Annotated in this window: 11 protein-coding genes; 9 read left to right on the top strand and 2 right to left on the bottom strand. The window is 44.7% G+C overall.

Going from position 1 to position 12,819, the window contains the following annotated elements:
* Positions 1-188: 188 nt before the first annotated feature.
* A complete protein-coding gene (locus G3352_RS00135; RefSeq protein ID WP_163752936.1) occupies positions 189-674 on the bottom strand; it encodes a CcdC protein domain-containing protein in 486 nt (161 codons plus the stop codon).
* A gap of 266 nt (positions 675-940) precedes the next feature.
* Complete coding sequence (locus G3352_RS00130) at positions 941-2,728, bottom strand: glycoside hydrolase family 36 protein (RefSeq protein ID WP_163752935.1); 1,788 nt, start codon at positions 2,726-2,728, stop codon at positions 941-943.
* Positions 2,729-3,043: 315 nt separating this feature from the next.
* On the opposite strand from G3352_RS00130, the gene G3352_RS00125 reads away from it, so the two are divergent.
* The 9 genes from G3352_RS00125 to G3352_RS00085 all read left to right on the top strand — a co-directional run bounded on the left by G3352_RS00125 (position 3,044) and on the right by G3352_RS00085 (position 12,798).
* Positions 3,044-4,099: a substrate-binding domain-containing protein gene (locus G3352_RS00125; RefSeq protein WP_163752934.1), complete on the top strand. Its 1,056-nt coding sequence runs from the start codon at positions 3,044-3,046 to the stop codon at positions 4,097-4,099.
* Positions 4,100-4,137: 38 nt separating this feature from the next.
* Positions 4,138-5,385 carry a sugar ABC transporter substrate-binding protein gene (locus G3352_RS00120; RefSeq protein WP_163752933.1) on the top strand — a complete coding sequence of 416 codons (1,248 nt, stop codon included), beginning with the start codon at positions 4,138-4,140 and terminating at the stop codon, positions 5,383-5,385.
* 12 nt (positions 5,386-5,397) lie between these two features.
* Positions 5,398-6,456, top strand: a complete 1,059-nt coding sequence (locus G3352_RS00115; RefSeq protein ID WP_163752932.1) for a carbohydrate ABC transporter permease — start codon at positions 5,398-5,400, stop codon at positions 6,454-6,456.
* Positions 6,434-7,285: an ABC transporter permease subunit gene (locus G3352_RS00110; RefSeq protein ID WP_163752931.1), complete on the top strand. Its 852-nt coding sequence runs from the start codon at positions 6,434-6,436 to the stop codon at positions 7,283-7,285. Before G3352_RS00115 ends, G3352_RS00110 begins: the two co-directional genes overlap by 23 nt.
* Positions 7,286-7,313: 28 nt before the next feature.
* Positions 7,314-8,693 (top strand): MGH1-like glycoside hydrolase domain-containing protein, encoded by a 1,380-nt coding sequence (locus G3352_RS00105; RefSeq protein ID WP_163752930.1) that lies wholly within the window; start codon positions 7,314-7,316, stop codon positions 8,691-8,693.
* A gap of 287 nt (positions 8,694-8,980) precedes the next feature.
* Entirely contained in the window at positions 8,981-9,745 is a 765-nt protein-coding gene (locus tag G3352_RS00100; RefSeq protein ID WP_163752929.1) for an IclR family transcriptional regulator, read from the top strand.
* Positions 9,746-10,043: 298 nt separating this feature from the next.
* Positions 10,044-11,183 carry an ABC transporter ATP-binding protein gene (locus G3352_RS00095; RefSeq protein WP_163752928.1) on the top strand — a complete coding sequence of 380 codons (1,140 nt, stop codon included), beginning with the start codon at positions 10,044-10,046 and terminating at the stop codon, positions 11,181-11,183.
* On the top strand, positions 11,180-11,830 hold the full coding sequence (locus tag G3352_RS00090) for an ABC transporter permease (protein ID WP_163752927.1): 651 nt from the start codon (positions 11,180-11,182) through the stop codon (positions 11,828-11,830). Before G3352_RS00095 ends, G3352_RS00090 begins: the two co-directional genes overlap by 4 nt.
* Positions 11,831-11,859: 29 nt before the next feature.
* Positions 11,860-12,798 (top strand): ABC transporter substrate-binding protein, encoded by a 939-nt coding sequence (locus tag G3352_RS00085; RefSeq protein ID WP_163752926.1) that lies wholly within the window; start codon positions 11,860-11,862, stop codon positions 12,796-12,798.
* Positions 12,799-12,819: the final 21 nt, after the last annotated feature.

The raw sequence follows: 12,819 nt of genomic DNA, 5'->3' as shown, positions 1-12,819 counted from the left end.
TGACAACAAGAAAATGAGCCTAGCTAGGGAAAGGGGGGCATCATGATGGCGAGACGACTATAAATCATCATTTGTTGAATTACCTTTCTTCATTATAAGAGTAGGAGGGTTTGACAATCGTTGTTAATACTCGGCCTAGGTTAACATGCTTGATATGGCAAGTCAACCAGCTCTAGCTAATCGTACAATTAAGCGGTTTTGTCCCAAGCTCTGAACGTACTAGACTTGGAATTATGAAATTTAATGAAGCTAGCTATTCGCCAAATGGCAATATAGGATAAGGCGACTACATTATTCAGGAATCCAAGAGTTTTGGGATCAATGCCTGAGATGAACAAGAAGTCAAAGAATCGGATCGAGAAGATAACAATAATTAAAACATAAAGAGATACGTTTCTTTTATAATACATCTTGCCATCCGATTTCCGCTCGAATTGCGTCACCAGAATTAACGGGATCGACAGAATTGCACCTATTGCGATTGAGCTGATCATTCTGCCAGATGTAAGCACCAACGTAGGGTCGAACAATTCAAACAAAGATGTAGAGATATAAAGGATCGGAATTAATAGTTTCCGGCCAGATTCATGCAGTGGTTTCTTGCTGCCCTGGATAACGCCCCTCAAAATAAGTAAGACAATTAATAATGAGATTGTTAAAGATATTGGATTCATGGTAAGCACCTCGTCTGTTTTTTTATGTAACCTAAGTATCGAGGATATTTAAAATTTATATCAGTGTACAAAGTAATTCGTTTAAGGTGACTTTTGTCATCTTCCCACAAAGATTTGTTTTACAACATGGAATGTTTCCAAAACAAATAGGGCGACCTCTCCCCAATCGAATGGAAAAAGTCGCCGATTTATTAAATGCCTTTTTTATTGTTTATGTGACAGGGCTATGACCACGGAAGGAACCTGTCTGCTATTGAATGATCTGCTCATATCTCTCCTGAATCATCTATACGCTGTAAAATTACTAGACCAGCTCTTGCGATTGGGAGCTCGTACAAACCGTCCTGAAGCTCAATTTGACGAAGTAGAACAACTTGACCGCAGCAATTTTTTACAGTTAGATCGTAACGACCCTGATGGTGGCAACGCACAACTACTTGTTCGTTATAAGTGCCGTTGGCTACAATGAATCGGTCATAGGTAGCGTCCATTGGGACAACAATATTAGCGTAAACAGCGACAATTTTCGTACCTGCTCTTTGAGCACTGACAAGTGGGTAAAGTAGCTCGGGTTGTTCCGGAACTAACTTACCTTTCAGCAGAATGTCACTGTTCTCCTTACAGAAGGAGAGCCAAAAGCGGATCATTCCAGCGTACGCTTCTCCAATCTCATCGAGACGAACAGAGATTTGAGGCACGGAGAAGAGAACGTTGATCAGCTGCATGGCTGCGCTTTCGACCGATTCTTTAGGGTTAAACATAATCATGTCGGAATGGACGGCTGTATTCCCCGACAATAGTCGCAGGTCGAGCGTACGGATGCGATTTTGGATAGAGTCGTTCGGGCAATCGTTGGCCCGGAACATGTTGCCGTATTTTCGCATTAACGGGCCGATGTACGTTTGGCGGAATTCGATGAGAATATCCGGCTTGATGGCTCTCAGGCGCTCCATAACATCGGAGAGCAGGCGGTCCACCGCTTCAGGCACTGATTCATAATCCCGTCCTTCCGCCGTTCCCTCTTTCTGATCCGGGCTCAGTCTGAAGCTATCCACGAAATCCAGCTTCAGACCGTCAATATCCCATCCGGATACGGCCTGTTCATAGGTGTTGATCAGGTATTCCCGCACATCCGGGTACCGGGGGTCCAGCACTCCCGCATTCAGCTTCTCATCTACCCGCAATAGTTTATTCTCGAACTTGCTCCATACCTTGCTGCGCTTCCCTACAAATGGCACGGAGTACCATAACATATATTTCATACCTAGCCGATGTACGGTATCCACATGAGCTCTCATGTCCGGAATCTTGCCCGCATAGACTTCCCAGTCCCCGGTATACGCATAACCCCGGTTGTTGTCGTCCGTCTGCCAGCCATCATCAACGATAATGGTGTCACAGCCAAGTTCCGTAGCAAGTCTACATTGTTCCTCCAATTCGGTAGCGGTCAGTTTCTGATGATAGGAATACCACGTGGAGTACATGGGGCGGAGGGCCACATCAGGAACTGCGGCGGGTTCATAGCCGGGAAGGCCTTCCCACCACTTGGTTACATCTTCAAGCGCCATATAGAAGGGGATATCTCTACGGTCGATTCGAAGCGTTGCTTCGTAATGATCGAGTTTTGGCATCGCTTCTTCAAACAGGGTAACAGAGCATAGGAAGGTGGAATCCTCTTCATGAATACCGGCTTTTATCGACACGTTGTTCAATGCATCAGTAAAAGCGAAGGTCATTCGATTTCGTCCCTCTAGATTATATAGAGAGGCCACAGGTGCGAGAGAAGTGCTTTTGGACTGGAAACCATCACCCCAATCCACTTGAAGGGCTTTATTGCGGTCGGTACCTGGATGCCATAAAGAGTGGATGTCTACGGCGGGAGTAGACCACTCGATCCGGCACACTGGCGGCTGTTCTTTTTTCACAGCTGTTAGTCGGATATGGACCAGGAAAAGGTTCTCCGTAATGGTTTCGATGTTGGTAAAGCTTTCAAACAAGGTGCTGTTGCCGTTAATAATTACAGTGGGACAATCGTAGTTAATTAAAGTTTTCATAATACCTCCTGCTTGTATAATAGATAAGGACTAACGATACCTTGTTTAGAGTATAATGTTTACAAAAAGTTTAGTAAACAAATAAAATAAATATACGTAATACGGGATATAATTATTGTTTTATACAAATAAAAATAGATGTAAGCGATGACAATAAGGTATTGTCAAACAAATTGATCTCTGATATATTGAAAACACGCATTAGTTCGCTAATGTTTAGTAAACAAAATACAATGTGATTGGCAAGTGGTTAGCAAAACTATAAAATGATTGTGAGGGGTGTTTCCCAAATATGAAGTGAAAAGGTGATCAGTAGTGCCAACAATTCGTGATATTGCAAGTCTGGCCGGTGTTTCTCCATCTACAGTTTCCCGTGTACTGAACGGGGATCCTTCTTTATCGGTATTGGAGGAAACAAGAAGAAAAATTCTTTCTGCTGCAGAACAGCTGCAATATAAAGTAACCCAGCGTCGTCATACCAATCAAGCGGCGCAGTTGAAAGATTATAAAATTGGATTGGTGACCTTCTGCTCGGAGCAATTTGAGTCGGAGGACCCGTATTACCTGACTATAAGGCTGCAAATCGAGAAAGAATTCAATCAGCTGGGCCTTCACATTACTCGGACTATTCGCTGGGTGAACCATGATTCGTATGAAAGCCTGTCGGGGCTTGATGGCCTTATAGTGATTGGCAAGTTCGAATTTGATCCATACAATTTGTACTTCAGCCGAATACATAACATTGTTTTTGTCGACTATTCGCCGGATGAGGACCGCTTTGATTCCGTCGTCGTCGATTTTGACAAGGTAACTCGGATGGCTTTGGATCATCTTACCGGACTTGGATATACAAAAATTGGCCTGATCAGCTCACGCGATTTCATCAATCGTTTTGGTTCCAACTCTGGTATCGATTCAGTGGATCAGCGGCAAAGCAGTTTTGAATTTTATATGAAGCAGAAAAATCTGTACCTGCCTGAGCATGTCCATATCGGTAATAATTTCTCCATGTCTACCGGATATCAGCTCATGAAGGAAGTGATTGATAAGCAGGATTTACCGGAAGCTTTCCTGATTGGTTCCGACCCCATGGCGATAGCTGCTGGGAGGGCATTAAAAGAAGCTGGTTTAAAGGTTCCGAAAGATATCGCAATGGTCGGCATCGATGATATTGAAATGGCTTCATACGCCAATCCGCCGTTAACCACGGTGAAAATCTACACTGAACAAATGGGTCAGAGCGCGGTGAAAATGCTGCTAGAACGGATCGGCGGCAGAGAAGTGCCGTTAAAGATCGTGATTCCATCGAAGCTGGTTATTAGAAGCAGCTGCGGCGCGGAAATCAGATCCATAGGGGACGTGGAAGATTGATCTTTATTTAAATATTCAATTCAATAGGGGGAAAAATGATGAAAAAATGGTCTTTGATTATTTTATCTCTACTTGTTGTAATTGCATTGTCGGCGTGTTCCGGAAATGGAGGGAACTCGTCGGAAAGTCAGAGCGGGACGAAGGACAAGGGTAAAATAACATTTGCCTTCTGGGGAGCTCAGTCAGAAGCTGATGCGATCAAGCAAGCCATTGATAACTTCGAAACAAGTTACCCCGACATTCAGGTTGAGAGCCAGTGGATTCAGAAGGATTATCTCACCAAACTACAGACGATGATTGCTGGAGGTACGACTCCTGATGTCATGCTGATCTCAGGAGGGGATTTGCCCGGTTTTGCAAACGCTTTCCAAGAGTTGAAGTTGGATGAATCGCTCTTCAGTTCGCCTTCCCTCGTCGATTCCATGAGTGTGGATGGCAAAGCCTATGCAGCACCATTTATTATCAAGCCTAAAGTTATGGCGATTAACGTCGATCTTTTTGAGAAAAATAACATTCCGCTTCCAAGCAAGACTGAACCGATGACGGTTGAACAATTCAATGACATCGCAAAGAATCTCACATCTGGAGAAGGGGCAACAAAGATTTTTGGTTCAGAACCGCTGTGGCTCGGTAACTGGATTTATGCGTTCGGTGGTCAATTTTACAGCGATGATCTAAGTAAGTCGGCACTAGATTCACCGGAAGTCATAGCCGCTGCCGAGTATATTGTCTCTAGCAAACAAGCCGGCATCGTGCCGAACGATAGTGAGAAGCAGGGACAAAGCATGATGAACTGGTACCTGGGTGGAAGAATCGGCATGTTCACCGACTTTGGTCCTTGGTATTTGCCGCAAATGGCTGATGTGCAGAAATTCAAATGGGATGTTGTTCCTTTCCCAGGGAACGGCGGTTCCAAAGAAGTTAATGGACTGGCTCTTAGCAAGGACAGCAAGAATGCTGAAGCCGCAGTAACGTTCATTAATCACCTTTCACAAAACGAAGAGGTGCAAAAAATCATCGGAGGAAACAAGAATGCCTATGGAGTTCCGGTTATTTCCAGTGCAACAAGTGCGTTTGAAGAGGTTTCCCCCGACAAAAACCTGAAAGCCTTCGTACTTGCCGCCGAGAAGCAGCATACACAGGAAGCCCAGAAGGGTACGAATGAAATCAACAACGAGATGAAAGCTATCGATGATACAACACCAATCGGAATTGGAAACAAGGATGTTAAGGAAGTATTCCCGCAGGTGGCAGAGAAGATAAACAAGATTTTACAACAAAACTAACGGGAGCAAACTATGAATGGAATAATAGAAGGGATCTACAGTTTCTATGAAGGAATAGGGGCACCAGCAGCATTGTTGCCTCTTCTCCCTTTTCTGACCGTTATCGTGCTAATATTCGCTATTATTTATACCATTACCAGAGTTCTTGTGAAAAAGAGGATTATCCATACCAAAACGGCAAGTTTTTATTTGTTCGTCTCAGTCTGGATTATTGGCTTTCTGTTATTTACGGTAGGTCCGATGATTTTCTCATTCTATATCAGCTTCAACAAATGGGAGGTCGTTAGCGACCCGAAATGGATCGGTTTGGACAACTACCGCATGTTGTTCAAGGATACCATGTTTTATAAATCGCTGTCCGTGACCTTCTATTACACACTCGTAAGTGTACCCTTGCAGGTCATTCTCTCTTTAGCGATTGCCTTGCTGATGAATTTGAAGCTGCGCGGGATCTATTTTTTCCGTACCATCTATTATTTGCCAACGCTCGTGCAGGGTGTCGCACAAATGGTGCTGTTTATCTGGATCTTTAACCCGAATGTCGGTCTGGTCAATTCATTATTGCGTTTGATTGGTATCGAAGGTCCTGGCTGGTTCTCCAGTCCAGATTGGTCAATGCCGGCAGTCATTATCATGAGTCTTTGGACGGTCGGAGGCAATATGATTATCTATCTGGCCGGTCTTTCGGATATTCCACAAAGCTTGTATGAGGCGGCTGAGATTGATGGAGCAACGGCAGCAAGAAAAGCCTGGCATGTGACGCTACCACAGATTTCACCGATTTTATTTTTCAACACCGTTACAAGTATGATTGGGGCATTCCAGACCTTTACCCAAGGTTTCATGGTTAACGGCGGACCTGATAATTCGTTGTTATTTTATGCCTACTACCTATATCAAAATGCCTTTATGTGGTTCAAAATGGGTTACGGTTCGGCCCTGGCTTGGGTACTCTTTGTGATTATCCTCGTGTTCACTGCGCTCGTATTCCGCAGCAGTGCATTATGGGTTTATTACGAAACAGAGCAAACCGGAAGGAGGAAGCGTCGTGTCCGTAAAAACAGAGCGTAAATCTGCTCACAAAAAGGTGCATTGGCTGGCCTATATATTGCTGCTGATCGGAGCCGTTATGTTCCTGTATCCCTTTCTGTGGATGGTTTCTGCCTCTCTAAGGAGTCTGGAAGAGGTTGCAGTTTCAGGAATGAGCATATGGCCTGATAACTGGCGCTGGGATAATTATGCGAAGGCGCTTACCGCGTTCCCATTTGGTCGTTATCTGGTCAATACTGTAATTACAACAGTGTTCCCTATCGTGGGTACGGTTCTTTCTTCATCTATTGTGGGCTATGCCTTTGCCCGCTTGAAGGTGAGGGGAAGCGGGATCTTGTTCGTCCTGGTGCTGTCAACCATGCTGTTACCGGGCGAGGTTACGATGATTCCGCAATTCATTCTGTTCAAGAATCTGGGCATGCTGGATACACTGTACCCGCTGATCGTTCCGACCTTCTTTGGATCGGCGTTCTATATCTTTTTGCTACGTCAGTTCTATTCCCGGCTACCCGTCGCATTGGAGGAAGCAGCGATCATCGACGGATGCGGTTACTTTAAAATTTGGTGGAAGATTTTCCTGCCGCTGTCCAAACCGGCTCTGATGGCGGTTGGCGTCATGGTCTTTATGGGCTCGTGGAACAACTTCATGGGACCGCTTATTTATATCAACAGCGACAAATGGAAGACACTCACGCTTGGTTTGGCGGGTTTTCAGGGTACTTATGCCACAGATACCAACTTGTTAATGGCAGCGGCTGTTGTAATCACTTTACCGTGTATCCTATTATTCTTCACCGCGCAAAAAGCGTTTATGGAAGGTCTGACCTTCTCAGGTTCCAAGGAAAGTTAAACCTAATAAGGACAGGAGGGGCTTTGACATGCCTTATGAGAGAGAGATAGAATCCCAAGCTGGTGCAGTAACTTTTCAATCTTCCGATAAGGAGTTGAATGAAGGTTTTGTTTGGGCCAAACGGCAGGCGCTGGAATATGCCCACTTTGGTGAAGATCCCGTCGGGCTATGGTACGAAGCCGCTCTTCCAGCCAGAGAAGCATTTTGCATCCGTGATGTCATGCACCACAGCACCGGAGCTGCTGTTCTTGGGCTTCGTCTTCATACCAAGAACATGATCATGCATTTTGCCGAAAATATTGCCGAGTCACGTGACTGGTGCACGTACTGGGAGATCAATAAAGACAATGTTCCTGCCCCAGTCGATTATGAAAGCGATGAGGATTTTTGGTATAATCTCCCCGCGAATTTCGACATTATTGACGCCAGCTTACGTCAGTACTTATGGACAGGAGATACTTATTATTTAAATAACAGTAAGTTACTGGATTTCTTCAATTTAACGTTAAATGAATATACGAACACTTGGGACAAAGACGGAGACGGAGTATTGGAATATTATCCCGAATACGGACGCAGGGGCCTGGCTACCTTCAACGAAGCTGGACATCAGCCTTTGATAGGTGGTGATATGATCGCTGCTCAAATTGCCGGTTACCGTGCATTTGTCCATCTTGCCCGTCTCAGGGGCCAAACGGAGATAGCGGAAGTGTACGCTACCAAGGCGCAAGACCTGAAACAGCGTTATGAGCAGGAATGGTGGAACGAGGAGGAGGAGCGCTTCTTCGGAGCCAAGCTGCAAGATCATTCATTCCTAACAGGCTATAATGCAGAAGGAACATTTCTCCCTATCTATTACGGGTCGGTCAGTGACCCGGAGAAACTGCATAAGGCGCTTGAGGATGTCAAGATCCATCGTGTTGCTAACGTTGAAGGAAAGACTTACTTGCCGGATATTTTTTATCGGTATGGCCAAAATGAAGAAGCCTTTAGTGAATTGAAAGAGCTGGTAAATCCATCATTGGAGCGACGGGACTACCCGGAGGTATCTTATTGTGTGATAGGTTCCATCGCCGCCGGATTAATGGGAATTACGGGAAACGGAGCATCCGTAATTAGCACCTTGCCAAGACTTACGCATTCACTGGAATGGGCGGAAATGGGTAATATCCCTATCCTTGATCGGAACATTATGATTAAACATACGGGGAATACAGAGAGTGAAGTGACGCTGCAATCTGGAAAACCTTTTGTCTGGAAGGCTGCTTTCCCTGTAAATACCGAGACGTTATACCACAACGGCATAGCCGTTGCTGCCCAACAGGAAACAACCGAAGGTGGAGAACAGATCAGCTTTATTTCTGTAAAAGTGGGTGAAGATGAGATACACCGTGTTTCCATTGCGTAGGAAGGTTAATATTCAAGATCTCTAACATACTTGTGCATGAGACAGCGAGTCATAAAATGCTTATTATTAGAGATGTGTGCCTCATTTTTTGGAGGTGCATATCTCTTTTTTTTATGATTTTTTCTGGAGGTATGTCTACCCAGTCATTGCATTGCTCGAGTGCGTTAACGTGCTATGACAGTAACTATTTAATATGCATTCTATGTGAATTTCGTTTATACAGACGAGTAAAACGATAGTGATTTCCGCAATCTTTCACTATATGATAAAAGAAACGGATGATTTCAATGAAAGGGAGCGTCGCTTTGGATCGGAAAAGTGGAACAAACACTCTTGGAAGGGCTTTGGATATTTTATTTGCGTTATCTGAGGCGAATGGAACATTATCGGTTAGTGAGATCGCAGAAAAGGTCAGCATTCCAGAAAGCTCAACCTATCGTTTTTTGCAAACGCTTGAAAAGAACGGGATTGTGGAACGTAGGGGCAAGAATCAGATTGGACTTGGTTTGCGTATTCTGGATTTAGCTCGTAGCTTGAATCAACAAATTCATCGTGAGTTGTTGTCACTTGCATTGCCTATTATGATCGATCTGATGGAGTCTACACAAGAAACTTCGTTATTGTTCGTTAGAACTGGAAATGATGCTGTATGCATTCAACATGTGAAAGGCCGAGGTCTTATTCAATTTGTAATCGAGAACGGTAGACGTCTGCCTTTACATCAAGGCGCTTCTGGAAAAAGTATACTGGCTTTTGAAAATGAAAAGACAATTGAGCAGGTTGTAGCAAATATTACAACCGATCGGAACCGATCGGAATTGATTGATAGCTTGAAAGCTGTCAAGGAACAGGGCTTCGCTTGTACTGAAGGAGAATACGATCCCGATGTGTTCGCTATTGGTGCACCGGTATTGGATAGTCATGGTCTTGTCGTGGCAAGTCTATCTATTGCGGGTCCTTTATTTCGCGGGACGAAAGAGAGGATACCCGAAATGATTCATAGCGTTATGGAATCGTCCAAGCATCTCTCCAATCTACTTGGAGGGGAATAGAAGAAAATCATCGATCACAATTAATCCCGATAGAAATAGTGGAATTAATGATTGACAAAAGAATGTTCTTGGTAATATTATTGAAATAAGAAATCCGATTATCGCATGTTAATAATAAACGGCTGACCATAACAGTGGAGGTCTTGTTTTTCGCCTATTGGCGAGAAATAAGGCCTTCTTCTTTTTTAGCAAGAATTCGCAATAATAGTTAAATGATGACTGAAGGATGTAAAAAAATTTATTTGTTTATCCGAGTTAACAAATTTGTTTACTGTATTTTGGAGGGAGAGGAAGAACGATGACTGAAGCAGTGGCAGTTGAGTTCCAACATGTAAATAAAAATTATGGCTCTGGCAGTGTGCTGCATGATTTTAATCTTACGGTACCGAAAGGTCAGATTGTAACAATTATTGGGCCCTCGGGTTGCGGCAAAACTACACTGCTCAAAATGATCAACCGTCTTGAGGAGCCGAATCAGGGAAGAGTTCTTGTCGAAGGGCGAGATGTAGGAGCTGCAGATGCAGTCCAACTCCGACGCGATATCGGATATGTGATTCAACAAATTGGCTTGTTTCCACATATGACCATAGAAGAGAATATTGGCATTGTTCCGAGGCTTAAGGGAGCAAAAAAGGAAGAACGAAAAGAGAGAGTTGATCTATTACTGAACCTGATCGGTCTCCCAGCTGAACAATACAGCAAACGTTATCCCCATGAGCTTAGTGGAGGGCAGCAACAACGGATCGGTGTAGCTCGTGCACTGGCGTCAGACCCTTCCATTATTTTAATGGACGAACCTTTTAGCGCACTTGATCCCATCAGCCGGGTCCAGCTTCAAAAAGAACTGATCCAGCTGAATCAGCGGCTGCATAAAACGATAATTTTTGTCACCCACGACATTGAAGAAGCGCTGAAGATCGCTGATCGGATTATTCTACTGAAGGAGGGTGAGGTAATTCAGAACAGTACACCTGCGGAGCTGCTGGCTCATCCGGCAAACGACTTTGTGATCGAATTCATCGGTCAGGAGAGGTTTCGTCCTTCTTTTCCAAGTGGGATGGCACAGCATATTATGATTGACGGTCTCTCGATAAGTAATATCTCAACAATCGTAGAGGCACTTGATCTCTTGCGTTTGAATCAGGCTGATGCCCTTGCTGTGACCGGGAATTGGGGAGAGCTGCTGGGTATTGTAGGAATTGAAGAAATCAGTGAACATCTGCAGCAGGACAGCAAAATGAAGGTCGGCGATATTGTGAAAAATGGGACTCCCGCCCTCTTTGAGAACACACCAATTTCTGATGTGTTCGAACTGATGCAAAGTCAACGAATATTGCCTGTCGTGGATGATCAGAACCGATTAATCGGTACGGTAACCCGCTCAGGTGTTATTGAAGCCATTGGGAGACACTTTCACCGAGAGGAGACCAGCGCATGAACCATGTATGGGATACGTTAGTTGCTGACTGGCCGATGATCGTTGAGAAAATGGGAGAGCACATGTATCTGTCCCTCATTTCCGTCCTCATGGCGGGAATTATTGCAATCCCCCTTGGTATTTATCTGACCAGCCGCAAGCGGATGGCAAATACAATCATTACTGTAGTTTCTGCCATCCAGACCATCCCAAGTTTGGCCTTGTTCGGATTCATGATTCCGCTGGTAGGTATCGGTACAACACCCGCCATTATTGCATTAACCTTATATGCCGTGCTTCCAATGCTCCAGAACACCTATGTCGGCATTAATGGTGTTCATCCTTCTCTGATTGAGGCAGGAACCGGAATGGGCATGACCAAATGGCAGATGATGAAGATGATTCAGCTTCCAATTGCGCGCAGTGTCATCATGGCCGGCGTAAGGCTCGTCGCGGTGCAAACGATCAGCCTTACGACAATTGCGACCTATATTGCCGCAGGAGGCCTGGGAGACATCATCACAAGAGGTATTGCCATGATCAACACGGTTACCATTATGGAAGGGGCCATCCCCGTCTCGCTGCTGGTAATCTCCGTTAACTTCATTTTGCTGCTGCTTAACAGGGCGCTTACCCCGAAAGGTTTGCGGCATTTGAATAAATTTTAAGCTTTTACTTAGGGAGAGGGGAAGCAATCATGACAACCACAAACAAAAAAAGATGGAGTGTAATCAAAGGAGGCAGGCTGCTTATCACCCTTGGGCTGGTGTTGACGACCGTGCTGACAGTAGCGGGGTGCTCGAATTCCAATGCGTCCGGGCGAAACGATACCATCGTGCTGGCCACAAAAGGATTCGCAGAGTCGGATATTTTGGCCAACGCCTTCAAAATTTTAGTTGAGAATGACACGAAGCTGAAAACAGAGATTAAGAAGCTGGATAACACACTACTCTGGAATGCCATTGACTCGGGAGATGTGGATGCTTATGTAGAGTACAGCGGGACGGCCTTGATCAATATTTTGAAGCAGGAACCAGAATTCGATGCAGATAAAGCATTTAAAACAGTCGTAACCCAGCTCAAGGAAAAGAACAAATTGATTGCACTAAATCCCTTAGGGTTCAACAATACCTATGTCTTTACCGTTCGTAGAGAAACCGCTGAGAAGTATGGGCTGAAGACAGCTTCTCAACTTGCTGAGAAATCAGGTGAACTGGTTTTTGGAGCCAGTGAGGAGTTTCTGAATCGCCCAGATGCCTGGCCTTATGTAGAGAGCATATACAAACCAAAGTTCAAGGAGACAAAGTCCATTCAGGACCCTTCCTTGCAGTATCAGGCGATAAAGCAAAAGCTGATTGATGTGAAGCTCTCGTATTCAACGGACAGCCAAATCCTGGCGAATGACCTCGTAGCGTTGGAGGATGACAAGCATGTGTTTATTCCGTATGATGCATTTCCAGTGGTTCGTGAGCAGACGCTGGATGAACATCCGGAGTTGAAAGAAGTCCTCAACAAGTTGGCAGGAAAACTGGATGAGAAGGCAATGCAAAAGTTGAATGCAGAAGTGGAGCAGGATCAAAAGCCGGCACTTGATGTAGCGCGGGACTGGCTGAAAGCCCAAGGACTAATCAAGTGAAATTCTATATGATGGATCAAT

The sequence above is a fragment of the Paenibacillus sp. ALJ109b genome, from assembly GCF_010747435.1.
GTDB lineage: Bacteria > Bacillota > Bacilli > Paenibacillales > Paenibacillaceae > Paenibacillus > Paenibacillus taichungensis.
Note: the sequence above shows the minus strand (reverse complement) of the source record. Positions and strands in the feature narration are given on the sequence as shown.